The sequence below is a fragment of the Phyllobacterium sp. LjRoot231 genome (assembly GCF_964253365.1).
Classification (GTDB): Bacteria; Pseudomonadota; Alphaproteobacteria; order Rhizobiales; family Rhizobiaceae; genus Phyllobacterium.
In genome coordinates, this window is the sequence record NZ_CAXUQT020000001.1 from 866,043 (window position 1) to 891,110 (window position 25,068).

At 56.3% G+C, this 25,068-nt stretch carries 27 protein-coding genes; 11 read left to right on the forward strand and 16 right to left on the reverse strand.

The genetic code is table 11. The annotated features are described in order from the left end of the window. Nucleotides 1-5 precede the first annotated feature (5 nt). The 4 genes from ACSQ3H_RS04130 to ACSQ3H_RS04145 form a co-directional block, all read right to left on the reverse strand. Nucleotides 6-2,054, reverse strand: coding sequence for a M3 family metallopeptidase (locus ACSQ3H_RS04130; RefSeq protein WP_436115867.1), 2,049 nt, complete (start codon nt 2,052-2,054; stop codon nt 6-8). 149 nt (nt 2,055-2,203) lie between these two features. After that, nucleotides 2,204-3,427: an argininosuccinate synthase gene (locus ACSQ3H_RS04135; protein ID WP_436115868.1), complete on the reverse strand. Its 1,224-nt coding sequence runs from the start codon at nt 3,425-3,427 to the stop codon at nt 2,204-2,206. A gap of 109 nt (nt 3,428-3,536) precedes the next feature. Further along, on the reverse strand, nt 3,537-3,800 hold the full coding sequence (locus ACSQ3H_RS04140) for a hypothetical protein (protein ID WP_436115869.1): 264 nt from the start codon (nt 3,798-3,800) through the stop codon (nt 3,537-3,539). A gap of 47 nt (nt 3,801-3,847) precedes the next feature. After that, nucleotides 3,848-4,168, reverse strand: coding sequence for an ArnT family glycosyltransferase (locus ACSQ3H_RS04145; protein WP_436115870.1), 321 nt, complete (start codon nt 4,166-4,168; stop codon nt 3,848-3,850). A gap of 134 nt (nt 4,169-4,302) precedes the next feature. Between ACSQ3H_RS04145 and ACSQ3H_RS04150 the strand changes: the two genes are divergently transcribed. Then, the gene (locus ACSQ3H_RS04150; RefSeq protein ID WP_436115871.1) at nt 4,303-4,944 is read left to right on the forward strand and encodes a LysE family translocator; all 642 of its coding nucleotides are present in this window, start codon (nt 4,303-4,305) and stop codon (nt 4,942-4,944) included. Between the two features lie 45 nt (nt 4,945-4,989). On the opposite strand, the gene ACSQ3H_RS04155 is transcribed toward ACSQ3H_RS04150, so the two are convergent. From ACSQ3H_RS04155 to ACSQ3H_RS04170, 4 genes are all read right to left on the reverse strand, one after another. Beyond that, entirely contained in the window at nt 4,990-5,382 is a 393-nt protein-coding gene (locus ACSQ3H_RS04155; protein WP_436115872.1) for a hypothetical protein, read from the reverse strand. Next, on the reverse strand, nt 5,379-6,617 hold the full coding sequence (gene rlmN, locus ACSQ3H_RS04160; protein ID WP_436115873.1) for a 23S rRNA (adenine(2503)-C(2))-methyltransferase RlmN: 1,239 nt from the start codon (nt 6,615-6,617) through the stop codon (nt 5,379-5,381). Before rlmN ends, ACSQ3H_RS04155 begins: the two co-directional genes overlap by 4 nt. 123 nt (nt 6,618-6,740) lie before the next feature. After that, the gene (locus tag ACSQ3H_RS04165; RefSeq protein ID WP_436115874.1) at nt 6,741-7,244 is read right to left on the reverse strand and encodes an invasion associated locus B family protein; all 504 of its coding nucleotides are present in this window, start codon (nt 7,242-7,244) and stop codon (nt 6,741-6,743) included. A 255-nt stretch (nt 7,245-7,499) separates the two neighbouring features. Further along, nucleotides 7,500-7,892, reverse strand: a complete 393-nt coding sequence (locus ACSQ3H_RS04170) for a YkvA family protein (protein WP_436115875.1) — start codon at nt 7,890-7,892, stop codon at nt 7,500-7,502. Nucleotides 7,893-8,014: 122 nt separating this feature from the next. On the opposite strand from ACSQ3H_RS04170, the gene ACSQ3H_RS04175 reads away from it, so the two are divergent. Further along, nucleotides 8,015-8,485 (forward strand): low molecular weight protein-tyrosine-phosphatase, encoded by a 471-nt coding sequence (locus ACSQ3H_RS04175; RefSeq protein WP_436115876.1) that lies wholly within the window; start codon nt 8,015-8,017, stop codon nt 8,483-8,485. Here ACSQ3H_RS04175 and thpR read toward each other — a convergent pair. Both thpR and ACSQ3H_RS04185 read right to left on the reverse strand, forming a co-directional pair. Beyond that, nucleotides 8,437-9,033 carry an RNA 2',3'-cyclic phosphodiesterase gene (gene thpR, locus ACSQ3H_RS04180; protein ID WP_436115877.1) on the reverse strand — a complete coding sequence of 199 codons (597 nt, stop codon included), beginning with the start codon at nt 9,031-9,033 and terminating at the stop codon, nt 8,437-8,439. The genes ACSQ3H_RS04175 and thpR overlap by 49 nt on opposite strands. Before the next feature lie 162 nt (nt 9,034-9,195). After that, nucleotides 9,196-9,855: an arylesterase gene (locus ACSQ3H_RS04185; RefSeq protein ID WP_436115878.1), complete on the reverse strand. Its 660-nt coding sequence runs from the start codon at nt 9,853-9,855 to the stop codon at nt 9,196-9,198. A gap of 68 nt (nt 9,856-9,923) precedes the next feature. On the opposite strand from ACSQ3H_RS04185, the gene ACSQ3H_RS04190 reads away from it, so the two are divergent. From ACSQ3H_RS04190 to ACSQ3H_RS04205, 4 genes are all read left to right on the forward strand, one after another. Further along, nucleotides 9,924-10,628 carry an ABC transporter ATP-binding protein gene (locus ACSQ3H_RS04190; protein WP_436115879.1) on the forward strand — a complete coding sequence of 235 codons (705 nt, stop codon included), beginning with the start codon at nt 9,924-9,926 and terminating at the stop codon, nt 10,626-10,628. Further along, on the forward strand, nt 10,625-13,192 hold the full coding sequence (locus ACSQ3H_RS04195; RefSeq protein WP_436115880.1) for an ABC transporter permease: 2,568 nt from the start codon (nt 10,625-10,627) through the stop codon (nt 13,190-13,192). Before ACSQ3H_RS04190 ends, ACSQ3H_RS04195 begins: the two co-directional genes overlap by 4 nt. Before the next feature lie 191 nt (nt 13,193-13,383). Beyond that, a complete protein-coding gene (locus ACSQ3H_RS04200) occupies nt 13,384-14,160 on the forward strand; it encodes a Bax inhibitor-1/YccA family protein (RefSeq protein ID WP_436115881.1) in 777 nt (258 codons plus the stop codon). Nucleotides 14,161-14,324: 164 nt separating this feature from the next. Continuing rightward, a complete protein-coding gene (locus ACSQ3H_RS04205) occupies nt 14,325-14,873 on the forward strand; it encodes an N-acetyltransferase family protein (protein WP_436115882.1) in 549 nt (182 codons plus the stop codon). Here ACSQ3H_RS04205 and ACSQ3H_RS04210 read toward each other — a convergent pair. The 3 genes from ACSQ3H_RS04210 to acnA form a co-directional block, all read right to left on the reverse strand. Next, complete coding sequence (locus tag ACSQ3H_RS04210) at nt 14,870-15,241, reverse strand: DUF2794 domain-containing protein (protein ID WP_436115883.1); 372 nt, start codon at nt 15,239-15,241, stop codon at nt 14,870-14,872. The two genes, ACSQ3H_RS04205 and ACSQ3H_RS04210, sit on opposite strands and share 4 nt — an antisense overlap. A 382-nt stretch (nt 15,242-15,623) precedes the next feature. Continuing rightward, nucleotides 15,624-16,397 carry a DUF1223 domain-containing protein gene (locus ACSQ3H_RS04215; RefSeq protein ID WP_436115884.1) on the reverse strand — a complete coding sequence of 258 codons (774 nt, stop codon included), beginning with the start codon at nt 16,395-16,397 and terminating at the stop codon, nt 15,624-15,626. A 185-nt stretch (nt 16,398-16,582) separates the two neighbouring features. Beyond that, entirely contained in the window at nt 16,583-19,270 is a 2,688-nt protein-coding gene (gene acnA, locus ACSQ3H_RS04220; RefSeq protein WP_436115885.1) for an aconitate hydratase AcnA, read from the reverse strand. Nucleotides 19,271-19,560: 290 nt separating this feature from the next. On the opposite strand from acnA, the gene ccmA reads away from it, so the two are divergent. The 5 genes from ccmA to ACSQ3H_RS04245 are packed head-to-tail and all read left to right on the forward strand — an operon-like array spanning nt 19,561 to nt 22,415. Then, on the forward strand, nt 19,561-20,169 hold the full coding sequence (ccmA, locus tag ACSQ3H_RS04225) for a heme ABC exporter ATP-binding protein CcmA (protein ID WP_436115886.1): 609 nt from the start codon (nt 19,561-19,563) through the stop codon (nt 20,167-20,169). Further along, nucleotides 20,169-20,834: a heme exporter protein CcmB gene (gene ccmB, locus ACSQ3H_RS04230; RefSeq protein WP_436115887.1), complete on the forward strand. Its 666-nt coding sequence runs from the start codon at nt 20,169-20,171 to the stop codon at nt 20,832-20,834. The genes ccmA and ccmB overlap by 1 nt, the downstream gene beginning before the upstream one ends. Before the next feature lie 47 nt (nt 20,835-20,881). Then, on the forward strand, nt 20,882-21,649 hold the full coding sequence (locus ACSQ3H_RS04235; RefSeq protein WP_436115888.1) for a heme ABC transporter permease: 768 nt from the start codon (nt 20,882-20,884) through the stop codon (nt 21,647-21,649). Then, nucleotides 21,646-21,819 (forward strand): heme exporter protein CcmD, encoded by a 174-nt coding sequence (ccmD, locus tag ACSQ3H_RS04240; RefSeq protein ID WP_436115889.1) that lies wholly within the window; start codon nt 21,646-21,648, stop codon nt 21,817-21,819. Before ACSQ3H_RS04235 ends, ccmD begins: the two co-directional genes overlap by 4 nt. Further along, nucleotides 21,816-22,415, forward strand: a complete 600-nt coding sequence (locus ACSQ3H_RS04245; protein WP_436115890.1) for a DsbE family thiol:disulfide interchange protein — start codon at nt 21,816-21,818, stop codon at nt 22,413-22,415. The genes ccmD and ACSQ3H_RS04245 overlap by 4 nt, the downstream gene beginning before the upstream one ends. 8 nt (nt 22,416-22,423) lie before the next feature. On the opposite strand, the gene ACSQ3H_RS04250 is transcribed toward ACSQ3H_RS04245, so the two are convergent. The 3 genes from ACSQ3H_RS04250 to ftsY all read right to left on the reverse strand — a co-directional run bounded on the left by ACSQ3H_RS04250 (nt 22,424) and on the right by ftsY (nt 25,051). Then, nucleotides 22,424-22,849: a hypothetical protein gene (locus ACSQ3H_RS04250; RefSeq protein WP_436115891.1), complete on the reverse strand. Its 426-nt coding sequence runs from the start codon at nt 22,847-22,849 to the stop codon at nt 22,424-22,426. Between the two features lie 103 nt (nt 22,850-22,952). Further along, nucleotides 22,953-23,639: a septation protein A gene (locus ACSQ3H_RS04255; protein ID WP_436119345.1), complete on the reverse strand. Its 687-nt coding sequence runs from the start codon at nt 23,637-23,639 to the stop codon at nt 22,953-22,955. Beyond that, nucleotides 23,639-25,051, reverse strand: a complete 1,413-nt coding sequence (ftsY, locus tag ACSQ3H_RS04260; protein ID WP_436115892.1) for a signal recognition particle-docking protein FtsY — start codon at nt 25,049-25,051, stop codon at nt 23,639-23,641. The genes ACSQ3H_RS04255 and ftsY overlap by 1 nt, the downstream gene beginning before the upstream one ends. Between the last annotated feature and the right edge of the window lie 17 nt (nt 25,052-25,068).

Here is a 25,068-nt window from a genome sequence, read left to right on the forward strand (position 1 = left end):
CAGGTTCAAAGCCCACGCTTTTCGATCATCGCATCGGGCGTGGGCATCTTGCCCCGGAAGGCCTTGTAAAGGTCTTCAGGGTCACGACTTCCCCCCGCCGAATAGATATACTGTTTCAGTTTCGCGGCGAGATCGGCGTTGAACACATCGCCGGTCTCCTCGAACGCCTTGAACGCATCGGCATCCAGCACCTCCGACCACATGTAGGAATAATAGCCGGCCGAATAGCCATCTCCCGAAAACACATGGGTAAAGTGCGGTGTCCGGTGACGCATGATAATGGCGTCGGGCATTTCCAATTGTTTCAGCGTATCGGCTTCGAACTTGATCGGGTCTGTCGGCGGCATGCCATCGGCGTGAAATGCCATATCCACCAGCGCGGATGAGGTGAATTCCACGGTGTTGAAACCGGCATTAAAGGTATTTGCTGCCAGCACTTTGTCGAGCAAGGCCTTCGGCATCGCTTCGCCGGTTTTGTAGTGGATGGCATATTTTTCGAGAATCGCCGGTACGGTCAGCCAGTGCTCGTAAAGCTGCGAAGGTAGTTCAACAAAGTCCCGCGACACGGATGTGCCGGAAACCGCCGGCCACGTGACATCTGACAAAAGTCCGTGCAAAGCGTGACCAAATTCGTGGAAGAGTGTGCGTGCGCCGTCGAGCGACAGCAGGGCCACTTCTCCTTTTGGCGGCTTGGCGAAATTCATGACATTGTAGATGATCGGCTTGTGTTCGCCATCAAGCTTGTGCTGTGACTGCAGCGCGCTCATCCATGCACCAGAGCGTTTCGATTGACGATTGAAATAATCGCCAAGGAACAGACCGCGTTTGCTGCCATCGGGATTGATGACCTCCCAGATGCGTACATCCGGATGCCAGGTCGGGATACCCGTTTTCTCTTCGAAGCGAATACCGAACAGGCGGGTCGCGACATCGAAACAGGCCTCGATGATTTTCTCTAGTTGCAGATAGGGTTTCAGCTCGGTTTCATCGAAAGCGAAGCGCTCGTTACGTAACTTTTCGGCGTAATAGCGCCAATCCCAAGGCTCAACCTTGTGATTACGACCTTCGCCGGTGATCAGCCGCTGGAGATCGATTTCCTCTTCTGCAGCCCGCGCCTTGGCCTTGTCCCAGACCGGCTCCAGCAAGTCCATGACCGCTTTCGGTGTCTTGGCCATCGTGTTGTCGAGCTTGTAGGCAGCAAAGCTCTGGTAGCCGAGCAGCTTGGCTTTCTCGGCGCGCAACAGAACCATTTCGGCGACGATGCCTGTATTGTCGGTCTCCCCGCCATTTTCGCCACGCGCTGCCCAAGCACGGAATGCCTTTTCACGAAGGGTGCGGTTTTCGGAGAAGGACAGGAACGGTTCGATAATGGACCGGGATAATGTGACTGCCCAGGCATCGGGACGATCACGCTCCTCGGCGGCACCGCGCATGGCGTCGCGGACGAAGTCAGGAAGGCCAGCCAGTTCCACTTCATTGGTGATGAAAAGTGCCCAGTTCGCTTCGTCTTTCTGAACGTTCTGGCCGAATTGCGCGCCGAGGCTGGCGAGCGTCTCGTTGATGTCTGCAAGTCGCGCCTTGCCCTGTTCGTCGAGCCGGGCGCCGCTGCGCACAAAACCTTTCCAGGTTTTTTCCAGAACGCGATCGGTTTCGGGATCAAGACCGAGCAGATCGCGCTGCTCATAAAGCGAGTCGATACGTGCGAAGAGCAATGGGTTCATCATGATCGATGAAGAGTGGCGGGACATTTTCGGTGCGATCACCCGCTCAAGTGCCTGGATCGTGTCATTGGTGTGGGCACCGGCCCGCAGGTAGAAGATCGCGGACACGCGATCGAGATCCTTGCCAGAGAGTTGCAGCTGCTTCAGTGTGTTGTCGATTGTCGGAACGTCATGGTGGTTGACGATCGCCTCTATATCCGCGAGATCACCCGCGAGCGCGGCATCAAAGGCGGCAGCGAAATCATCGTCGTTGAAAGCGGTAAAGTCCGGCAGCCCTAGAGGCCCGGTCCATTCAGTCAGTGCGGGGTTGATAGCCGGTTTCGTTGAGGACATGGGGCACTCCGTCATGGGGCAGGAACACTATGGTTCTAACATCTAGGACGGAGAAGCGAATGCCACAAGCCGAATAGGCGATAAAGTATGGCCCCGGCGCGAAACAAAAAAGCGGGGCAGGGCCCCGCTTCGTTTCACGTTCAGAAATATCAGCTGCTGCGCTTGCGCGCAGCCAGAGTACGCAGGCGCAACGCGTTGAGGCGGATAAATCCGGCAGCGTCCTTCTGGTCGTAGGCGCCACGGTCGTCCTCGAAAGTCACGAGGGCGTCCGAATAGAGCGATTTCTTCGATTTCCGGCCGGAAACCATGACATTGCCCTTGTAGAGTTTCAGACGAACGCTGCCCTCGACATCATCCTGGCTCTTGTCGATCATCGCTTGCAGCATTTCGCGCTCTGGCGAGAACCAGAAGCCATTGTAGATGAGCTCGGCGTAGCGCGGCATGAACTCGTCTTTAAGATGGGCCGCACCGCGATCCAGTGTGATCGATTCCATGGCGCGGTGCGCAGCAAGAAGAATGGTGCCACCGGGCGTTTCATAAACGCCGCGCGATTTCATGCCGACGAAACGGTTTTCGACTAGATCAAGACGTCCAATACCATTGTCGCGGCCAAGGTCGTTGAGCGCTTTCAAGAGCGTTGCAGGCGAGAGCGGCTTGCCGTCGATAGCGACTGCATCGCCTTTTTCAAAGGCGATCTCGATTTCGGTTACCTTGTCCGGTGCTTCCATCGGCGAGATTGTGCGCTGGTGCACATACTCCGGCGCCTCCACCCATGGATCCTCAAGCACTTTGCCTTCCGATGACGAGTGCAAAAGGTTCGCATCCACGGAGAACGGCGCTTCGCCAAGCTTGTCCTTGGCGATAGGGATCTGGTGTTCGCGTGCAAACTCCAGGAGATCCGTGCGCGACTTGAAGGTCCAGTCGCGCCATGGCGCAATCACCTTGATATCCGGATTGAGCGCATAGGCGGAAAGCTCGAAACGCACCTGGTCGTTGCCTTTGCCAGTAGCGCCGTGTGCGATGGCATCAGCGCCCGTGCGAGCTGCGATCTCGACGAGATGTTTCGAAATCAGCGGGCGGGCAATCGAGGTGCCGAGAAGGTAGACGCCTTCATAGACGGCATTGGCGCGGAACATCGGGAAGACGAAATCGCGAACGAATTCCTCGCGGACGTCCTCGATATAGATTTCCTTGATGCCGAGCATCTCTGCCTTCTTGCGCGCCGGCTCAAGCTCTTCTCCCTGGCCCAGATCGGCCGTAAAGGTAACGACTTCAGCGCCGAGTTCCGTCTGCAGCCACTTAAGGATGATGGATGTGTCGAGGCCGCCAGAATAGGCAAGCACGACTTTCTTGACATCTTTCCACTTGTTCATTGTATTTCCCTGAAGCTCGATCGCCGTCGCGGCGCGTTGCGGGTCTTTTATCAGGTGCCGCGATGTTGGCAAGGTCAGCTTTGGCGTAAGAACGTCGAAGTCTTCATTGTTACCGTGAGGCGACCCAGCCACGATGGCCATATTTGTTGCGCGTCTCGATCAGTTGGCTGGATTCGAGCGCCGCAATAAGCGGTGGCAATTGTACGTCGCGCCAGCCGTCCACAACCTCTTCAGTAGAGAATCCCTGTGCGCGGATCCTGTCGGTCGCAGATTTCTCATTCGTCAGCACCATCTTGACCTGCGGTGCGATCCCTGTTTGCGGGTAGTCGTGCATTTGCATGAAGGATCGATCGCGATCCATATGCAGCCGCACTTTCGCTGCATCCAGAGACGACCCGATAAACAGGATTTGTTTTCTCGTCAGATGGGATGGCTTCGCTTTGGCAGAAAGGCGATGACATAGGCCGCCATGGCAAGCGACAACAGGCCTTTGGTGAGCACCGCGAGCCCGGTTCCGCAGTAAGCCGGCAGGGCGTAAAGCTTCTGCCGGTCCTCACGGAAGAGGAGGCCGGCAAAGCCGATGAAACCGACAAGCATGAAAAATGTCAGCGGCATGTCCGGAATAGCGTTTATGCTTGCTCTCAGGAAAACAAAATTGCTGGCCAGCATCGCCGAGGAAAGAAGCGCCGTGCGATCATCACCCGTAAGAATACGGGTAAACTGAAATGTCGTCAGGGCCACACCCTCCAATTGTATATGCGGGGATCAGAAGGTTAGACGGGATATTTGCATGCAGCCAGTTTTTGGCATGAGAAACGGATAGCAAAAACTTATTTTACGCGGTAGTTTCCGCCAGTTTTCCGGCGGAGCCTATAATGAACTTCATTCCTGAATGGCCGATCATTCTGCAGTTTGCAGTTGCGACTTTCGTCTTGTCCATCACCCCCGGACCTGACATGACACTTTTCGTCGGGCGTGCTTTGTCGGAAGGCAAGGCTGCCGGATTTGCCTGTCTGGCAGGTGCCAGTAGCGGCATTGTCGTGCATACGACGATGGTGGCTATAGGGCTTTCGGCGTTGATTGTTGCATCACCAAGCGCGTTCTTTGCGCTCAAGATTGTCGGCGCGGGCTATCTTGTTTGGCTTGCCTATCAGGCAATACGCCACGGATCGGCGTTCTCGCCGGAAAAACAGGTCGGCCAATCTCACACACTGTTCCAAAACTGGTTGACGGGCTTCGGAATCAATCTGCTCAATCCGAAGATCATCCTGTTCTTCATGACCTTCCTGCCGCAGTTCGTTTCGGCTTCAGATCCACATGCACCAGGGAAACTGTTCTTTCTGGGCGTGCTGTTCATCCCGCTCGCCCTGCCTGTAGTGGCGCCAATGATCATCGCGGCGGACAGGTTCTCAAGATTGCTCAAGAAAAACCCGACTGTCACGCGGATTACCGATTGGCTGTTTGCGGGCGTATTCTCCGCCTTCGCAGCGAAGATCCTGATGGCGCAGGCGAAGTAACGCTTCGCCTACAGATCCTTCGGAAGCTGTGCGATCAAGCCCGCACTACGTCCTGAGATCAGCCAGTAGACGACCCCCCCCGACGACGCCGGTGGCAAGGATTGCAGCGAAGGTGCTGATGTCTTCCGTCTGCGGCCGCCATTTCCAGACAATGATGACAATGGCAATGCCAGCCCCGCCGAGCGCATAGAACAGCCAATCGCGCCAGGCCGTCAGCTCGGCATAAAGAATAAGAATCGCCGCCGGAAAGAAAATGCTGTAGCCAATCACCACTGCGAAAGCCGGAACGGTCAGATAGAGAAATGGCCCCTCAGACCCGATCAATTCGGAACTGCCGAGCAGCAGCAGGTTAAGGAATAGCGATGCGGAGAAAATCGCACAGATGAACCCGAATGTAATCAGGGCAAATCGCAACAGATAAAACAGGACGTGGCTCAATCTTCGCCATGCCCGGCGATCATGGCCGCCTCAAACGCCAGACGGTCGGTCTTCTTCATGCGTTCCGATTCTGATTTCAACTGACCGCAGGCTGCCAGAATATCACGTCCGCGCGGGGTGCGGATCGGCGAGGCATAGCCGGCATTGTTGACGTAATCGGCGAATTTTTCGATTTGTTCCCAGTCGGAACACTGGTAATTCACCCCGGGCCAAGGATTAAACGGGATCAGATTGATCTTCGCCGGAATGCCCTTGAGCAGCTTTACGAGCTGCTTGGCATCGTCGAGCGAGTCATTGACGCCCTTGAGCATCACATATTCAAAGGTGATGCGCTTGGAATTGGACAGGCTTGGATAGGCCCGGCACGCGTCGAGCAATTCCCTCAACGGATATTTCTTGTTGATCGGCACGAGCATGTCGCGCAGATCATCGTTCACCGCATGCAACGAGATTGCCAGCATGACGCCGATCTCTTCGCCTGCGCGATAAATCTCGGGTACGACGCCGGACGTTGACAATGTTATCCGGCGCTTGGACAACGACAAGCCATCGCCGTCGGAGGCGATCAGCAGAGCTTTCTTGACGTTCTCGAAATTATACAGCGGCTCTCCCATTCCCATCATGACGATGTTGGAAACCTTGCGGCCCTCAGCCGGAACAATGGCGCCATCCGGCGTATTGCGATCGGGAAAATCGCCGAGACGGTCGCGGGCGATCAGCAGCTGAGCCAGAATTTCTTCGGCGGTCAAATTGCGGACGAGTTTCTGCGTGCCCGTGTGGCAGAAGGAGCAGGTGAGGGTGCAACCAACCTGGCTGGAAATGCACAGCGTGCCACGGCCTTCTTCCGGAATATAGACGGTTTCGATCTCGACAGGACGTCCGGCACCGCGTGGCGGGAACCGGAACAACCACTTACGTGTCCCATCGTTGGAGATTTGCTCTTCGACGATTTCCGGACGCGCAATATTGAAATGCCGGTCCAGCAAATCACGCATGTCCCGGGAAATGTTCAGCATATCGGCGAAATCGGAAACGCCGCGCACATAGAGCCAATGCCAAAGCTGGGCGACGCGCATCTTTATCTGACGTTCCGGCACGCCGATGGCAACCAGCGCCTCACCCATTTCCGCACGCGACAGGCCAATCAGAGACGGCTTTTCAACCATCGCGGCGCGAAGAGCGTCACGGGATTTGTCCCGGGCAACAGGAGGTGTCAGGTCAAGCGATACGGACATGGAGTTTTCTAACGTTCTTGTCGGAAGCGGGGCTCATACCACGTTCCGGCGCGCACGTCACCTCTACATGCAAAAGGGCCGAAAATTACATTCGGCCCTCTTTAACAACATTTCTACGGTATGTTACTTGCAGGTCGCGATAGCTTTCAGAGCAGCCGAGACACCCTTCAACGAATAAGCATAGCTTGTCTTGGTCCCGCGCTTCGAGACCGCGTTGATGGACATCTGATGTCCGGCCCGCAAAGCCGCGACGAGTTGGGGCTCCTCAGCGGCGTTTTCCATCCAGCCATGGCTGCCACTGGTAAACATGGAGAAAGAGCGATCGTCGATCCTCACGACTACCTTCGAATTTTCCTGTAAATCGTAGCCGGCCTTGAACTGTGGCTCATAACTGACGTTCTGACCCGGCTTCTGGCTCACCATGAAAAAGTTATCGCCATGATCGATCTTGGCAGGCTGCTTGTCGATCGGAACAGAAAGGACGTAGCAGACTTTACCATTGCCTTGCTGGTAGCTGTAAGCACCCCACGCGTTGAACTGGCTGATCTGACTTGGGGTCTGGGCAAGCGCTGTTCCTGTCAGCCCAAACATGAGCACAGAGATCGCTACGATTGATTTTCCAAACATTTTACCTACCAGTTTTCTCGGGCACTTCATAACTCGTGAACCGGCAATGGCTCGGAAGATTATCCGGATGCCGCATTGTCCAGTTCGCTTCTCTTAATTTGACTTAATCTGGGTTACCAAACGGTGAAGATAGAGCAAATTTTCAGAGCTACGAATATCGCGTCCTCGTTAAAGTCCCACCTACGAACTCCAGCCAAACAAAAGCGGCGAGACTTTGACGTTTCGAGACTTCACATCCTTGTGATGATCAACGAATCAATTGGCAGGCGAGGGGTCACGATCGAAATTCTCGATCGCCTTTTGTGCGGCCGCGCGATGCGCTGGTGTGATATGATTACGAATGGCGCTCAACGCAGCCATGAGAACGGCGACATCGTCGGTGAAACCGAGGCCAAATATGAAGTCGGGAATGAAGTCGAGCGGCAATACGAAATAGGCGAGCGAGCCGAGAAGAATGCCGCGTACCTTGGTCGGTGTAGCAGGATCGAGCGCACAGAAATAGCCGGCAATCACTTCGTCGAGAAATGGAATGGACTTCGCAGCTTTGCGCGCCGTCTTCCAGAAGCGCGCGCGAACGCGCTCCTCACGAGAGCGTTGCTGATGCTCGCTCCCGGGCTCAAGAATTTCACCAATCTTCGCGTCGTCCATTCCTTTTCCTTCAAAACTATTCCGTGACAACATGGGAAGAACTATAACGAGCTGCAAGAGTTTCGGTGAAATTGTTGCAGCATCCAGCCACCGCACATCTCACGTCTAATCAGAGTGCTCCCATGAAATCTCTTCCGATTCATTCCGTTCTCTTCGTCTGCCTTGGTAATATCTGCCGCTCACCGTTGGCGGAAGGCGTGTTCCGGTCGGTCCTCGCGGCGGAGGGAAAGGTTGATGGCATGCTCGTCGATTCCGCCGGCACCAATGGCTATCACACGGGAGAGTTGCCTGACGAACGTTCGATGGCCATCGCCAGCCACCACGGCATCGACATTTCAACTCAAAGGTGTCGCCAACTTATTGCGGACGATTTCACCCGCTTCGATCTGATTGTCGGTATGGACCGGGAGAACATCGCGACCATTCGGGGGCGTCGGCCGAGCAATGCTACCGCCGAAGTTGGAATGTTCTACGAGCTTGCACTCGGTGAGGCCAAACAGATCCCGGATCCCTACTACGGCACGAGTGCCGATTTCGAACGCGTCTACCGAATGATTCTGGCGGCCTCCAAAGGCCTTTCAACACGGTTCTGATAGGAAGAGCGCGGCGCCTCTAGCGGCCAGGCTTCCTCGACAATATAAGGACCGCCACCAATGGAATCGCGCGAAGACATCAGCACGAACCGTCCGATTGTGAACGGCGCGGTGGAAAAGTTTCCGCGTGAGGACAAATAGTGCGCGACTCCTTCGTTACGGACATTGCGCAGCCGCGCCAGTGTCACATGCGGGGTGAACTTGCGTTGATCGGGCGTCAGCATAAGCCGCTGGCAGATGCGTTCGATCTCTGCATGCAGTGCCTGAATGTCCGGCGAGGGCGAGACTCCTGCGACAAGACTGTGCGGTTTCCTGGAGCCGAAAGCATTGACGCCCGAAAGCTGCAGCGTGAATTCTGGTCGCCGGATACGGTCGAGCGCATTGGCGACCTCGTCGGCGATATGGCCTTCGACATCTCCGATAAAGCGCAATGTGATGTGATAGTTTTCGACATCAATCCATCGGGCACCTGGCAGGCCACCGCGCAAGAGCGACAGTGAGAGAGCGGCGTCCCTCGGGATTTCGAGGGCAGTAAAGAGACGCGGCATAAGGCATCCTCCCCGAATCGAGTTGCAACTCTAGAGAATCATTGAATGAACTCGTGGGCAAGACGTAAGTTCAGATTATCCTCCGGCGCGACAAATTAGACACGGCTCATCCAAAAGACGGCGGACCTCGGTCGCTGTATGTCGTGTGAGCTCGTTGAACGCCTATTGTGATGCGGTGTGTTGGCTTATGGTCTTTTCCATGAGCGGCAGAAAACCTTCAACCATCCTGGCAACACCCTCGGTGTTTGGATGCTCTCCATCTGCGAGTTGCAATGATTTTACTGTCGCCACCCCGTCCAGGAAGAAGGGGTAGAGAGGCACATCATACTTCTCCGCCAGACGTGGAAAGATCGCGTTGAATTTTTCCGCATAATCGTTGCCCATATTCGGGGGCGCGAGCATGCCTGCGAGAATGACCTGAACATTGCGCTGCCTCAGTTTCTCAAGGATATCGGAAAGGTTCTTCTCGCTGATGTCTGGAGAGATGCCTCGAAGCGCGTCATTGGCGCCGAATTCGAGGATCACCAGATCAGTTCCTTCGGGCACTGACCAATCCAGCCTGGAAACGCCGTCAGTGGTCGTTTCGCCTGCGACACCTGCATTGGTGATTGTCACGTTGATGCCCTTGTCCTTGAGGGCTTTTTCCAACTGAGCAGTGAAGGAATCCTGGATCGGCAGTTGGAAGCCGGACATGAGGCTGTCGCCGAAACCCACGACCGCCAACGGGCGGTCAGACACGGCATTTTGATTGGCCAAGGCCAAGGATGGCGAGGCAACAAGACCAGATAAAACGAAGAACTGTATCAATGGTTTGAATCTCATTCTTGGGTACCCATATCAGACCAGCTTCAGTTAACTTGGTGCCGACCATACCGTAAAGGAAGTGCTTCGTGACTAAATCCGTTATCGCGCTTGATCACATTGAGTTGACACTTGGCAGCGGCGCTTCCTCGGTGCATGTGCTGAAAGGCATTTCCTTAAACATAAACTCCGGCCAATCAGTCGGCATTGTCGGGCCGTCCGGCTCGGGCAAATCAACCTTGCTGATGGTTCTCGCCGGTCTTGAGCGCGTGGATTCCGGTTCGGTCCAGATTGCCGGCGAGAAGCTCGAGACCATGAGCGAGGATCAGACCGCGGCCTTTCGTGGCCGGAATATCGGTATCGTATTCCAATCCTTTCATCTTATTCCAAACATGACGGCACTGGAAAATGTTGCCGTGCCGCTTGAGCTCGCGGGAAATCCGGATGCCTTTGGCGTTGCGGAAAAGGTTCTTGCAGCCGTCGGTCTTGCCGACCGCGTTACGCATTATCCAGGCGAACTGTCGGGCGGCGAGCAGCAGCGTGTTGCGATTGCCCGCGCGCTTGCCCCATCGCCGAAGATCCTTATTGCCGACGAGCCAACGGGCAACCTTGATGCGACGACAGGCCGCCAGATCGCTGATCTTCTGTTCGAGAAGCAGAAGGAGCTTGGCGTCACGCTGGTTCTTGTCACCCATGACGCGACGCTCGCCGCGCGCTGCGACAGGGAAATCCGCGTTCGATCCGGCCTGATTGAAGCGGATGAAGATGCGCCGGAGCTGGCGAAAAGCGCATGAGTGAGATATCTCCAGCCCGCACTTCACCATCGTTGAAACTGGCTTTGCGTTTCGCCCTGCGCGAAATGCGGAGCGGTCTGTCCGGGTTCTATATCTTTCTCGCCTGTATTGCGCTTGGTGTTGCTGCCATTGGCGGTGTCAACTCGGTCGCAAATTCCGTTACGGCGGGTATTTCCACTCAAGGCCAGAGCATCCTTGGCGGGGATATCCGTTTCCAGCTCAATCAGCGCGAAGTCAACCCGGACGAGCGGGCCTTTCTGGACAGTAAGGGCCGTGTCGCTGTCAGTGCCAATATGCGATCCATGGCAAGGCTCGGCGATGGGTCTGATCAGTCGCTGGTGGAAGTGAAGGCGGTGGATGATGCCTATCCGCTCTATGGAGCGCTGGAGACAGCGCCTGCGCTCGATCATGGGGCACTGTTCGCTGAAAGGGATGGGGTTTTTGGCGCAGCCGTGGCTCAGATCTTTCTCGACCGGCTGAATCTGAAGCTTGGTGACCGGGTTCTCCTCGGTACTGCAACGTTCGAATTGCGCTCCGTCATCACCAATGAGCCGGATCTGCTCTCCGATGGTTTTGGCTTTGCACCCCGTTTTATGGTTTCGCTTGAAGGGCTGGGGGCTGCCGGCCTTGCCCAGCCGGGCAGCCTTGTCGATCACAGCTACAAGATCGCCTTGCCCGTGGGCACGACGGAAGCGGCGATCACAGCCATACGCGACGAAGCGCAGAAACAATTTCCACAGGCCGGCTGGACTATACGCAGCCGGACCAATGCGGCGCCCTCGCTCAGCGCCAATATCGAACGGTTTTCGCAATTCCTGACATTGGTTGGGCTGACCTCCCTGATCGTTGGTGGTGTCGGCGTGGCCAACGCGGTGCGATCGTATCTTGATGGCAAGCGCGGGGTCATTGCGACGTTCAAATCGCTTGGCGCCCCTGGCTGGTTTGTCATTGCGGTCTATCTGATACAGATCGTCATCATAGCGCTGGTGGGCATTCTCATCGGCCTCGTGGTTGCCGCCACTATTCCTTATGTTGCTGGCTACGCGTTGCAAAGCGTTCTGCCCATCGCCTCGAAGGGTGGCTTCTATCCCGGCGCATTGCTGTGGGCCGCCCTGTTTGGACTTTTGACGACCCTTGCGTTCGCCATATTACCCTTGGGGCGGGCAAGGGATGTTCCGGCAACGGCGCTGTTCCGCGAACAGGGGTTTGAACAGCGGGGCTGGCCGAAGCCAATCTACGTCGCGGCTGCAATTGCTCTTATCGCCATCCTTTGCCTGCTCGCGGTGGTTTTCGCCTATGACCGGCGAATTGCCCTGGTCTTTATCGGCGCGGTTGCGTTCTCATTCGTCGTTTTGCGCGCTGTTTCGGGTCTGGTTCAGTGGCTTGCGCGGCGTGCGCCGCGCGTGCGATCGACAGCGCTGCGACTTGCTTTTGGTAATATTCACCGGCCCGGTGCCCTCACTCCCTCCGTAGTCCTGTCTCTTGGTCTGGGATTGACGCTTCTCGTTACGCTTGCACTTATCGACGGTAGTCTGCGCCAACAACTGGCGGGTAACCTGCCCGAACGGGCGCCGAATTTCTTCTTTGTCGACATTCAGAGCACGCAGGTCGAGCAGTTCACCAGCCTCCTGCAAAATGCGGCGCCGAATGGCAAGATCGTCAGCGCGCCGATGCTGCGCGGTCGCATCGTCGCGTTCAATGGCACCGATATCACCAAATTGACCATTCCGCCCGAGGGTGCATGGGTGTTGCGCGGTGACCGCGGTATCACTTATGCGAAGAACGTGCCGGAAAACTCGACACTGACAAAAGGCATGTGGTGGCCAGCAGACTATTCCGGCGAACCGCTCGTCTCGTTCTCCGCGGAAGAGGCCGCCAATCTTGGCCTGAAGATTGGCGATACCGTTACGGTCAACGTGCTTGGCCGTAACGTCACCGCGCGGATCGCCAATTTTCGTCAGCTGCAATGGGAATCCCTTGCCATCAACTTTGTGATGGTGTTTTCGCCGAACACCTTCACCGGCGCGCCGCATGCATGGCTGGCGACCTTGACCGACCCCACAGCCAGCTCGCAGCAAGAAGCCACGGTCATGCGCGAAGTGACTCGTGCCTTTCCGGCGGTGACGACGGTTCGGGTCAAGGATGCGATCACCATCGCCAATGAGCTGGTTGGACAATTGGCAGTCGCTATTCGCGCGGCAGCGTCGGTAGCACTCATAGCTTCGATCCTGGTGCTCGGCGGTGCTCTCGCGGCGGGAAACCGCGCACGCGTCCATGATGCGGTCGTGTTAAAGACGCTCGGGGCGACCAGACGCACGCTGATTAAGGCTTTTACGCTCGAATATATGCTGCTGGGCTTCTCGACCGCCATTTTTGCGTTGCTCGCCGGTGGTGTGGCTGCCTGGTATGTGATCGTGCGGGTCATGACATTGCCAGCCTCATTCCAACCTGAAGTGGCGGTCATGACCGTGATAGTCGCGCTGGTGTTGACCATAGGGTTTGGCCTTGCTGGCACTTGGCGAATACTCGGCCAGAAGGCGGCGCCAATATTGCGCAACCTTTGAATGATTAAAACGATGTAATATTGTGCCGATTCAGGGTAATTTGGGATCACAACACGCGATCTTGAGTAAATCAGGTCTTGTTATAAGGCGTTTAAATCACCATAATTCCCACTAAGGCATGCTGGGGTCCCGCCAGCGGCGCCTGGGGATAGTCCCCGACACCCGACGGGACGAAGCAAATGAGGAAAACCATGGCTGACTATCGCAACATCCAGGCCCGTACATCGGCCGGAGTGCGTGTGGACGCGGGGATCGATCAAGGTCTACGTAGCTACATGCTGAAGGTGTATAACCTGATGGGTATCGGTCTTGCAGTGACCGGTTTCGCCGCCCTTGCAATTGTTTATCTCGCAACCACCAATGATCCGTCTCTTGCCGCCGCGCAATTGCCGAACGGCAAGATGCTGACAAATCTTGGCGTTGCGATCTACGGCTCGCCTCTGCGTTGGGTCGTGATGCTGGCACCGCTTGCCGCAGTGTTCTTTCTGAGTTTCCGCATCGAGAAAATGAGTGTATCTGCAGCCCAGACGACATTCTGGGTCTATGCCGCGCTCGTTGGCATTTCGCTGTCCTCGATCTTCTTGGTCTTTACGTCCGGAAGCATCGTTCAGACGTTCTTCATTACGGCTGCTTCCTTCGGCGCTCTGTCGCTCTATGGATACAGCACGAAGCGTGATCTGTCCGCGATGGGATCGTTCCTGTTCATGGGCGTGATCGGCATCGTTCTCGCCTCGCTGGTCAATATCTTCCTGCAGTCGAGCGCTTTGCAGTTCGCAATCTCCGCTATCGGCGTTCTGGTCTTCGCTGGCCTGACTGCCTATGACACGCAGAACATCAAGGAAATGTACTACGAAGGCGATACGTCGGACACTTATGGCCGCAAGGCGATCATGGGTGCTCTCCGGCTCTATCTCGACTTCATCAATATGTTCATGTTCCTTCTGCAGTTCCTCGGTAACCGCAACTAGGCCTTGCGAACACGAGAGTTGAAGATCTGGGCAGCGGAAACGCTGCCCTTTTCGTTTGCCCATTGCCGCTGGCGATGCGGTGACAATTTTCGCAACTGCGCCCCTTCAAATTCCGCGCAAAGAAGTGCATGAAGCGTGCAAGATCATCTTCATTGCGAAATACCATGTCCCAGATTCAAATCCGTTCGGCACGTCCTGCCGACCTTGCCGCCATAACCGAAATCTATCGCGACGCGGTCCTGCACGGAACGGCGACCTACGAAATCGACCCGCCCGATACGGAAGAGATGATGCGGCGTTTCCACGCGATCACATCAGACGGGTTTCCCTACGTTGTTGCGGAACTCGATAGCGTAGTGATCGGCTATGCCTATGCCAGCTACTTCCGGACGCGTCCGGCCTATTGGTGGTCAGTCGAGGATTCGATTTACATTGCACCCGAGGCCAAGGGGAAGGGGCTTGGCAAGACCTTGCTGCAACAGCTGATCAAGGATTGTACCTCTCTCGGCTTCCGCCAGTTCATCGCGGTCATCGGCGATGGTCACGATGCATCAGCGTCGGTACGCTTGCATTTAAGCTCGGGCTTCAAACACTCGGGAACTATCAAGGCATCGGGCTTCAAGCATGGCCGTTGGCTCGACACGGTGCTGATGCAGCTGGACATGAATGGCGGTTCAGAGACCTTGCCGGGCAAGCCCCCGCTGAAATCTTAACTCCGTACGACGCTCAGGCTCTTGTCGAAGACCCTGAGCACCCGATCCAGTTCCTGGCCGCGTTTGAGAATGAGACCGCTGGCGGCAATGACGCTGTATGCGCCCTGTTTGCGCGCGAGCCTGGGGTTTTTCTCTATCCGGAACATCGGTACTTCACTGGTTCGCCGGAAGATCGAGAAGACGGCACGGTCCATCAAATGATCGATGGCATAGTCCCGCCACTCGCCGGCAGATACCATGAAACCATATATTCGCAGAATCTGGTCAAGCTCGCGCCTATTGAAGGTGACGGGCAAATCGTTGGTGCGGATAAGGGAGATAAGTTTAGCGTGCTGTTGCGATTCGTCGCCACCTGCATTGCTGTCCATCAATCAACCGCCTTTGAAAACTGTTGTGTGACACGTGGATGACATAAAGGTGGCCTGATCCGCGTCATTTTACAAGTCCGGAGTGATGAGAAGGCGCAACATCGCTGGCTTACGAACTGTTTTGTGTATTTTCTCACGAAGCAATACGTTGTGAATCCAATGGTGATGGCGTGACACATTCCCGCCATTATCTGCACGCATTCCCGCCGGATTCGGCACCCAACATTGGTTGCATGTTGCCTGAGACTGGTTCGTTCCGGACAGTCCGATACCCCAAGCCCCCCGCCCAACGGGTTGCTCGGTTTTGAACCAATAAGTCTCTCTATGGCAGCATGCCCCAATACCTCAGGCCGGATTTATCCGGCCTGTTTTTCTGTGCGGGTCAAGGTTTCGCAGCCATAATCGACGCGCCGATAATCGGTCCCGGCTTGCCTTCGCCCAGCATCTCCTGCAGCAGCACTGCGCATCCGGACGCTTTCTTGCTGGCAATCTCGCTTAGCGGGATTTCGATCTTCTGCGCCGCTCCATCCCACATGCCGACCGTTTCCATCGCCCGCACACTATTGGCGTAGCTGACCTTGCGCCCGACATTTTCGCCATCGGGAATGGTGATGATGCTCTCGCGATTAAAATAGGCCAACAGAACCCGAACCGGATTGGTCGCGGCGGGGCCCGAACCGATATCGATCATCAGCCGGTCCCGTGCAGTCTTTTCGATGGATACAGGAATGGTAAGTCCAGCAGGCGTGTTGCGCGTTTCTGCAATACGTCTGCGAATCTTCTGTCCATCCTGGCCGTTCATATGCTCACGGCCATTGAGAATCACCTGAGGCGTATAAACGCCGTTCAAGCCCAGAGCGGTACGATAGGCATTCTGACGGTCGGTGTTTTCGGGCACAGCAAGGCTATCTGTCCAGCCGCGGTAGTCCCAATAGTCCACGTGGAAGGCCAATGCGACAACCTTTCCTTCCGTCGCAAGCGCCTTCAGCACTGCATCTGCTGGCGGGCACGATACGCATCCTTGAGACGTATAAAGCTCGACGACACCCTCCGGCTTCTCGCCGGAATCCTCGGCGCGGACGGGCAGCACGTAGGCCATTGCCGCCACGAACAGTGCGCTGATCACAATACGTCTGGATAGGGTGCGCAGGGACAATGTTTCTAATTCTTCCCGAGTGTTCTTAGTTCTTGTCTGTCAGATTAATTGCCAGAAGATTGATAGGAGCCGATTGTTTCAACAGGAAGTCACTTTGAGGTGAATTCGATCACGTTTCGTCTTGCCCTTAGTCGAAAGGCCGCCGGTTGCCCGGCGACCTTCCATCTGCACGATTTTTTGAGCAATCAGGCAGCTAGATCACGTAGAACGTACTGCAGAATGCCGCCGTTCTTCAAATATTCCAGTTCGTCGATCGTATCGATACGGCAAATCAGCGGCACCTGTTTGACGCTGCCATCGGCGTAGGTCACGGTGGCAAATGTCTTCTGGCGTGGCTGGATCGTGGCCAGGCCTTCAATCGAGACGATTTCGTCACCTTTGAGCGCCAGCGATTGCCAACTCGTGCCGTCTTCGAGAACGAACGGCACGATGCCCATGCCAACCAGGTTCGAACGGTGGATACGCTCGAAAGACTGGGCAATCACGGCGCGAACGCCCAGCAGGCTGGTCCCCTTGGCTGCCCAGTCGCGCGACGAGCCGTTGCCGTACTCGACACCGGCAAAGACCACCAGCGGAACGTTCTCGCTACGGTATCGCATGGCCGCATCGTAGATCGGCATCTCCTCCTTCGCAGGATAGTGGATCGTGTAGCCACCCTCACGGCCATTTTCGCCAAGCATATGGTTGCGGATGCGGATATTGGCGAAGGTGCCGCGCATCATCACTTCATGATTGCCGCGACGTGTGCCGTACTGGTTGAAGTCCAGCGGAGCAACGCCATGCTCGGTCAAATACTGCCCGGCAGGGGAAGCCGCCTTGATCGAACCGGCCGGAGAAATGTGGTCAGTCGTGATCTTGTCGCCGAAGAGACCAAGGATGCGGGCGCCCTTGATGTCGTTGACCTTGCCCGGTGTTTTGCCCATGCCGACAAAGTATGGCGGGTTCTGCACATAGGTCGATTGATCGTCCCAGGCGTAGGTCTGGCCAGCCGGAACTTTTACCGCCTGCCAGTTTTCATCGCCCTTGAATACATCCGCATATTTGGCTGAAAACAGTTTGCGGGTGACGTTCTTGGTGATGAATTCCTGAATTTCGTGTGAAGACGGCCAGATATCCTTGAGGAATACCGGATTGCCTTGTCTGTCCTCGCCCAGTGGCTCGGTGGTCAGGTCCTTGGTTACAGTACCAGCGAGTGCGTAGGCAACGACGAGGGGTGGTGAGGCCAGATAGTTTGCCTGCACGTCCGGTGACACGCGGCCTTCGAAGTTGCGGTTGCCGGATAGAACGGCCGCAGCGATCAGACCCTTGTCATTGATGGTTTTGGAGATCGGCGCGGGAAGCGGACCGGAATTACCGATACAGGTGGTGCAACCGAAACCGACCAGATTGAAACCGAGCTTGTCGAGCTCGCTCTGGAGACCAGCACTTTCGAGATAGGCAGCAACGACCTGGGACCCCGGTGCAAGCGACGTCTTGACCCATGGCTTGGACTTCAGGCCCTTGGCAACCGCGTTGCGGGCAAGAAGGCCCGCTGCGATCAGTACGCTCGGGTTGGAGGTGTTGGTGCAGGATGTGATCGCGGCGATGGCAACGTCGCCGTGTCCGAGATCATAATTCTCGCCTTCAACCGCATAGCGGGCGTCGAGATGCGCGGTCTTCTTGTATTCCTTTTCCAGGGATTCGCGGAAACCGGATGCGATTCCCTCGAGTGCGATACGGCCCTCCGGACGCTTCGGTCCAGCCATCGAAGGAACAACAGTGCCGAGATCGAGTTCCAGCGTATCGGTAAATACCGGATCGGCTGAATTCGGTTCGCGCCACATGCCCTGCGCTTTCGAATAGGCTTCGACGAGAGCCAGACGCTCTTCGTCGCGTCCTGACATGTGCATGTAATTGATGGTTTCGCGATCGATCGGAAAGAAGCCGCAGGTTGCGCCATACTCCGGACCCATATTGCCGATGGTTGCACGATCAGCCAGCGTCATGCTTTCGAGGCCAGGCCCGAAGAACTCGACGAACTTGCCGACAACGCCCTTCTTGCGCAGCATCTGCACGACAGTGAGAACAAGATCGGTTGCCGTTACGCCTTCCTTGACCTTGCCGGTCAGGCGGAAGCCGATGACTTCCGGCAGAAGCATCGAAACGGGCTGGCCAAGCATGGAGGCCTCAGCCTCGATACCGCCCACACCCCAGCCGAGAACGCCGAGGCCATTGACCATGGTCGTATGCGAGTCGGTGCCGACGCAGGTATCCGGATAAGCGACGGTCACGCCATCCTCTTCCCTGGTCCACACGCCTTGCGCGAGATATTCGAGATTGACCTGATGGCAGATGCCGGTGCCTGGTGGAACGACGCGGAAATTCTTGAACGCCTGCTGACCCCATTTCAGGAAACGGTAGCGCTCGCCATTGCGTTCATATTCGAGATCGACATTGCGCTTGAAAGCCTGGGGATTGCCGAACTCATCGACGATAACGGAGTGATCGATGACGAGGTCGACCGGCACGAGCGGATTGATCTTTTCAGGATCGCCACCGAGATTGACCATGGCGTCGCGCATTGCTGCAAGATCCACGACTGCTGGAACACCGGTAAAGTCCTGCATCAGGACGCGAGCTGGACGATAGGCGATTTCCGCACCGGCGCTGCCGCGGTCGACGAGCCATGCGGCCACAGCCTCTATGTCTTTCTTGAAAACCGAGCGGTTATCTTCAAAGCGAAGCAGGTTTTCTAGGAGAACTTTCATCGAGAATGGAAGCCGGGAAATGCCTTCCAGGCCGTTCTTTTCGGCTTCGGTCAAACTATAATAGACGTATTCCTTGTCCCCCACAGTGAGGGTTTTACGACATTTGAAACTGTCAATCTGAGACATTTTTGCGTTCGTCCTTATGCTGAGGCCTAAACCCGGGACGAACGCCTTTGCCGCGTTTCAAGGACGCGCTAAGGTGCGGGTGCAGTCATTTCCGCTGTCCGTCCCGCTACAGGCCCGAAACCGGCGCCTGTATTCGAGATCGGCCAAAATGGTTTCCACACCGACCGCTGGTATGGTTGTCAGCTATATAGAGTTTTTCGCCGATCTGTGCCAGACCGGAATTGGTCAAAATTGCGTGCTGCGTCGAAATAATCACGCGGTATCCGAAGGTGTTAAAAAGCGGGTCATTCATGCGGTTAATTGCCGAAAACTTGGGTGGAGAGCGGGGTGGCGAGCTGCTGTTTTCCGGGCTCGGTTTTGCCGTCGCTGCCGGTGAAGCGCTGCTGGTCACCGGCCCCAATGGCTCCGGCAAATCGACCTTGCTGCGAATCATCGCAGGACTGCTCGCTCAGGCGGAGGGGAGGCTTTGGCTTGACGACGCGCCAGCCGCGTTTGAAGGGCTCAGTGCAGCCACTCACTACCTCGGCCATTTGAATGCCATGAAACCGATCCTTAGCGTCGATGAAAATCTGCGTTTCTGGCAGTCATTCAACGGCACAAGCCAGTGTTCGATCACCGAGGCACTCGAACGCGTCAGTCTTGGCGAGATTGGTCACCTGCCTTTCGGCTATCTTTCGACGGGGCAAAAGCGCCGTGTGAGCATCGCCCGGCTTCTGATCAGCGACCGGCCGGTGTGGCTGCTGGATGAGCCAACCGCCGGATTGGACAAAGCGTCTGAGACGCAGTTCGCCGGATTGATGCATCACCATCTGACAAGCGGCGGGATAATTGTCGCCGCGACCCATCTGCCACTGGGGCTCGAGGGATCGAAGGAATTGGCTTTGGGAGCGGCCGCATAATGGGCTCACTATTCCTCCGCGACGTCCGGTTAGGATTACGCGCCGGTGGCGGCGCGTTGGTCGGCATCCTGTTTTTTCTGGCGGTGATTGCGGTCGTTCCCTTCGGCGTGGGTCCTGACCTGAAGCTGCTTGCCCGTATCGGTGCGGCCATGTTGTGGATTGGCGCTCTGCTTGCAACGTTGCTTGGGCTTGACCGCCTATTCCAGGCGGATCGCGATGATGGCTCGCTCGATCTGCTGATCATGGCGTCGGAGCGGCACATGCTTGCACTGACGGTACTCGTCAAATGTCTGGCTCATTGGACAGTCAGCGTCTTGCCGCTGGTTATCGCTTCACCGCTGCTTGGGCTCTTCATGAACATGGAACCAGCAGCCATCGGTGCGACCGCCCTGACCCTTCTGGTTGGCACACCGGCGATCACGCTCATCGGTGCTGTCGGCGCGGCGGTTGCGGTTTCGTTGCCGCGTGGAGGTCTTTTGGTTTCTGTGATCATTCTACCGCTGACGATACCGGTCCTGATTTTCGGCGTGTCTGCGTCCTATGGCGCAGTTGAAGATCCCGCACCATTTCTGGCACCTTTCCTTATTCTGGCTGCGATTACACTGTTTTTTGCAGTGCTGGGACCACTAGCAGCCGCAGCAGCATTAAAGTCTTCGGCCGATTGACAGAGTGGTGAATTGCGAAAAGGGCATCAGAAAGCTAAGAGTTTAGTATGAGCGACACAGTATCCAAGACCGGACGATGGATTGACCTGGCCAACCCCACGCGGTTTTTGAGCTTGGCTGGCACCGTTCTGCCATGGCTCGGCGGATTGACGGTGCTTGTGCTCGGCATCGGCTTCTGGATGTCGATGAACGCACCTGACGACTACCAGCAGGGCTCGACGGTCAAGATCATGTTCATCCATGTGCCCTTCGCCTGGCTCTCGATGATGTGCTACACGATCATGACTATTGCGGCGCTTGGAACACTCGTATGGCGCCATCCGCTGGCCGATGTTTCCGCCAAGGCTGCTGCACCGATCGGGGCCGTGTTCACCGCCCTGGCCCTTATCACCGGCTCACTCTGGGGCAAGCCAATGTGGGGCACGTGGTGGGTCTGGGATGCACGCCTCACCTCCGTCTTTGTGTTGTTCCTGATGTATCTCGGGATCATCGCGCTGACCCGCGCCATGGATGATCCGGCAAAATCGGCAAAAGCCACTGCAATCCTGACCCTTGTCGGCTTCATCAATATTCCGATCATCAAGTTTTCGGTCGACTGGTGGAACACGCTGCACCAGCCCGCATCGGTTTTCCGCATGGGTGGCTCAACCATCGATCCGTCATTGCTCTGGCCGCTGCTGGTGATGGCTATCGGCTTTACCCTTCTGTTTTTCACCTTGCATATCATGGCCATGCGCAATGAAATCTGGCGTCGCCGTGTTACAGCGATGCGCCGCGTTGCTGCCCGCAGCGCTGACCGGGGAACCGCACAATGATGAGCCACATGGGATTCGTGCTTGCCTCCTATGGAGCCGCCATCATTGTACTTGCTGCCTTGATCGGGTGGATTTTCGTCGATCAGCGCACGCAGCGACAGGCGCTACAGGAGCTCGAATCGCGCGGCGTACGGCGCAGGTCAGAGACGAAGACGGATGGCAAATCGTGACCGGTCAGGAACAAATCGAAAAGTCTCCGCGAAAACGCAGCCTGTTTTTTATCTTCCTGCCGCTCCTCCTGTTTGCAGCCTTGGCTGCCGTTTTCGCATTCCAACTGGCGTCGGGCCGCGATGAATCGGTCATTCCGTCGGCGTTGATTGGCAAGCCTGCACCCAATGTATCGTTGCCGGCCGTGAGTGGCTTGCAGAAGGATGGCCTGCCGGTTCCGGGGCTCGATCCAGCAAGCTTCAAGGGGCAAGTCACACTCATCAATGTGTTTGGTTCCTGGTGTGTGCCCTGCCGTGTCGAACACCCGCTGCTCATGCAATTGTCGCAGGACAAGCGGTTTCGTCTGACCGGGTTGAACTACAAGGATAAAAACGAGAACGTACTCGGCTTCCTCGACGACCTAGGAAACCCCTATGCAGCCATCGGAGCCGACACGAACGGCCGTGCCGCAATCGAGTGGGGCGTTTACGGCGTGCCGGAAACATTTCTTGTCGGCAAGGACGGCATCGTCGCCTACAAGCATGTTGGACCTTTCACTGAAGACTCGATCCGTGACGATTTGATGCCTGCCATTGAGGCAGCGCTGAAGGCACAGTAAAAGGTCTTTCAGTTTTCCAGCATGGCATAGCGCCGTACCCAGCCTGCAGCCCTCGTTGCAGCAGTTGCAGTGCTGTCATAGGCGTGAGTGAGCGGGACGGTGATCATCCGATAACCGAACGTCGTTTTCGTTGCGACCGTAACCGGCGCAACAATAGGCGTGCCAAGGGCAAGCGTTTCTATCGGCCGGTCTGCAGCAGGCTCTGGAACCGTAAAAGACCGGCTGGCAACCACGGGCCCGGGAGCGGATTTTACGGTACAGGTCGCGGTAATCAGCGGATAGTCGACCTTGGTATTCTGGCGAATCTGGCTCTCCTGGTCTGCTCGGCAGCGCTCGATACTGGTCCAGCCTGCATCTGCGGTCTTTATATACTCGCAGATTTTCGCATCGCAGTCGCAACCCATCAGGGTCATCACGATGAGAACCGTTTTCATGGATTGCGCCTTTTGAAGAACTGTTGCGGATGCTGCAATTCTTGAGCGCGGATCGCGGCGGGATTTCGTCTCGAACCGGTGAAAATTGTGGCGGTTTGTAAAATTACGTGTCTTTGCGTGCTGATTTTTCGGGTGCCGCTTGTTCGATCGAATATTTCATCACCAATGGCATCTGCGCGAACGTGAAGAGCAGAGTGATAGGCATGGTACCCCAGACTTTAAAAGCCGCCCAGGTCTCATTCGAGAAATTGCGCCAAACCACCTCGTTCAAAACCGCCAGAACCAAGAAGAATACGCCCCAGCGCATAGTCAGCTTGCGCCATCCCTCCGGGCTGAGCTTGAAAGCACTGTCAAATATGTAGCTAAGTAGCGATTTGCTAAACCAGAGCCCGCCCAACAATATGACACCGAAAAGCGCGTTGACGATGGTGGGCTTTATCTTGATGAATGTGTCGTCATGAAACCACAATGTAAGTCCGCCGAATACAAGAACGAAAACTCCTGAGACCAGCGGCATGATTGGCAGGCTGCGAACCAGAATCCACGATGCGGCAAGCGCAATCGCCGTTGCCACCATGAACAGGGCGGTAGCGATGTAAATCGGCTCGCCGATATTGGCCAGCACAGGAAAACGTTCCATCAGCCATTCGCCGCGTGAATTGGCGAAGAAAAAGACCATGAGCGGACCCAGTTCCAGAGCCAGCTTGAGCAGCGGATTGATTTCCTTGCGTGCAGGATCGGTTCTAACCGCCGGATCGGACGGATCGCGTTCGAATATGGATTCTTCCATCATGCAACTCCTGCGATGGCTTTGGCAAAATCGCCAGCGGCAAAAGGTTCGAGGTCTTCGACCTGCTCGCCTACGCCAATGAAATAGACCGGCAATTTGTGTTGTGCCGAGATGGCGACAAGGATGCCGCCGCGCGCCGTGCCGTCAAGCTTGGTCATCACAAGACCGTTGACACCAGCGATATTCTTGAAGATTTCGACCTGATTGAGCGCATTCTGGCCTGTCGTCGCATCGAGCGTCTGCAATACCGTATGCGGCGCTTCGGGATCGTTCTTGCCAAGCACACGAACGATCTTCGCCAGTTCGTCCATCAGTTCGGCCCGGTTCTGCAGGCGGCCGGCTGTGTCGATGATCAGTACATCGCTTCCAGCCTCCTTCGCCTGTTTCCACGCATCGAAGGCGAGACCCGCCGCATCGGCGCCGAGCTTGGACGACACCACCGGTGCGCCGGTGCGCTTGCCCCAGATGTGCAATTGTTCGATCGCCGCGGCACGGAAGGTGTCACCCGCTGCGAGCATCACGCTCAGCCCACCCGCGGTAAGCTTGGCAGCAAGCTTGCCGATCGTCGTGGTTTTGCCGGTGCCATTGACGCCGACGACCAGGATCACATGCGGCTTATGTGCAAGGTCGAGCTCCAGTGGTTTGGCGACTGGGCCTAGCACCTTCTCGATTTCCGATGCCATGATGGCACGGACTTCCTCTGTGCTGATATCCTTGCCGTAGCGTGTGGCGCTCAAGGCGCCTGTGATGCGGATGGCGGTTTCCATACCGAGATCGGCCTGGATCAGCACATCTTCGAGGTCCTGCAGCGTATCTTCATCAAGCTTGCGCCGGGTGAAGATGCTGCCAATGGAATCGCCGAGTTGCTGTGAAGACCGGAACAGTCCTTTGCGCAGACGCTCGAACCAGGAAAGCCGTTTTTGCGGCTCAACCGGAAGCGGTTCGTCGGCCTGCTTTTCCTCGACCGTCTTGCTGACCGTTACTTTTGAGGGCTTGAGTGCAATCGCAGGTTCCGGCGTTTCCGCGACCTCGGCGACAGGAGCCTCGGGGACGGGGAGAGACACCGGCTCGATCGCCGCCTCGCCCATTGGCGATTCAATCTCATCCGCGGACACGATGAGTTCGTCAACCGGCGTCGGTTCGATTTCGGTCTGTTCGACAATGACAGGCTCGGCTTCCGGAAGAATTTCAGGCTCTGCCGCCGGCTCTTCGGCGATGACTGCCTGTTCCGCAAAAACCGGTTCAGTTTCGGCAGACCCAGGCTCAGACAGCGCTTCCTGTGCCGCCGTATCCTCATAAAGCTGCTCGGTTGTTTGAGGCTGCTCAAGCTTGGCTACGGGCTTGTCAGCCGGAACCTCTTCGACCTCTTTTTTGCCGAAGGAAAATATCTTCTTGATGAAACCCAGAGCCATGAAAACTGCTTTGCTGA

What these genes read in the sequence shown, in the direction of transcription:
- ACSQ3H_RS04130 (WP_436115867.1), bottom strand. Translation starts at nt 2,054, where the DNA reads ATGTCCTCAACGAAACCGGCTATCAACCCCGCACTGACTGAATGGACC.
- ACSQ3H_RS04135 (WP_436115868.1), bottom strand. Translation starts at nt 3,427, where the DNA reads ATGAACAAGTGGAAAGATGTCAAGAAAGTCGTGCTTGCCTATTCTGGC.
- ACSQ3H_RS04150 (WP_436115871.1), top strand. Translation starts at nt 4,303, where the DNA reads ATGAACTTCATTCCTGAATGGCCGATCATTCTGCAGTTTGCAGTTGCG.
- rlmN (WP_436115873.1), bottom strand. Translation starts at nt 6,617, where the DNA reads ATGTCCGTATCGCTTGACCTGACACCTCCTGTTGCCCGGGACAAATCC.
- ACSQ3H_RS04165 (WP_436115874.1), bottom strand. Translation starts at nt 7,244, where the DNA reads ATGTTTGGAAAATCAATCGTAGCGATCTCTGTGCTCATGTTTGGGCTG.
- ACSQ3H_RS04170 (WP_436115875.1), bottom strand. Translation starts at nt 7,892, where the DNA reads ATGGACGACGCGAAGATTGGTGAAATTCTTGAGCCCGGGAGCGAGCAT.
- ACSQ3H_RS04175 (WP_436115876.1), top strand. Translation starts at nt 8,015, where the DNA reads ATGAAATCTCTTCCGATTCATTCCGTTCTCTTCGTCTGCCTTGGTAAT.
- thpR (WP_436115877.1), bottom strand. Translation starts at nt 9,033, where the DNA reads ATGCCGCGTCTCTTTACTGCCCTCGAAATCCCGAGGGACGCCGCTCTC.
- ACSQ3H_RS04185 (WP_436115878.1), bottom strand. Translation starts at nt 9,855, where the DNA reads ATGAGATTCAAACCATTGATACAGTTCTTCGTTTTATCTGGTCTTGTT.
- ACSQ3H_RS04195 (WP_436115880.1), top strand. Translation starts at nt 10,625, where the DNA reads ATGAGTGAGATATCTCCAGCCCGCACTTCACCATCGTTGAAACTGGCT.
- ACSQ3H_RS04200 (WP_436115881.1), top strand. Translation starts at nt 13,384, where the DNA reads ATGGCTGACTATCGCAACATCCAGGCCCGTACATCGGCCGGAGTGCGT.
- ACSQ3H_RS04205 (WP_436115882.1), top strand. Translation starts at nt 14,325, where the DNA reads ATGTCCCAGATTCAAATCCGTTCGGCACGTCCTGCCGACCTTGCCGCC.
- ACSQ3H_RS04210 (WP_436115883.1), bottom strand. Translation starts at nt 15,241, where the DNA reads ATGGACAGCAATGCAGGTGGCGACGAATCGCAACAGCACGCTAAACTT.
- acnA (WP_436115885.1), bottom strand. Translation starts at nt 19,270, where the DNA reads ATGTCTCAGATTGACAGTTTCAAATGTCGTAAAACCCTCACTGTGGGG.
- ccmA (WP_436115886.1), top strand. Translation starts at nt 19,561, where the DNA reads ATGCGGTTAATTGCCGAAAACTTGGGTGGAGAGCGGGGTGGCGAGCTG.
- ccmB (WP_436115887.1), top strand. Translation starts at nt 20,169, where the DNA reads ATGGGCTCACTATTCCTCCGCGACGTCCGGTTAGGATTACGCGCCGGT.
- ACSQ3H_RS04235 (WP_436115888.1), top strand. Translation starts at nt 20,882, where the DNA reads ATGAGCGACACAGTATCCAAGACCGGACGATGGATTGACCTGGCCAAC.
- ccmD (WP_436115889.1), top strand. Translation starts at nt 21,646, where the DNA reads ATGATGAGCCACATGGGATTCGTGCTTGCCTCCTATGGAGCCGCCATC.
- ACSQ3H_RS04250 (WP_436115891.1), bottom strand. Translation starts at nt 22,849, where the DNA reads ATGAAAACGGTTCTCATCGTGATGACCCTGATGGGTTGCGACTGCGAT.
- ACSQ3H_RS04255 (WP_436119345.1), bottom strand. Translation starts at nt 23,639, where the DNA reads ATGGAAGAATCCATATTCGAACGCGATCCGTCCGATCCGGCGGTTAGA.
- ftsY (WP_436115892.1), bottom strand. Translation starts at nt 25,051, where the DNA reads ATGGCTCTGGGTTTCATCAAGAAGATATTTTCCTTCGGCAAAAAAGAG.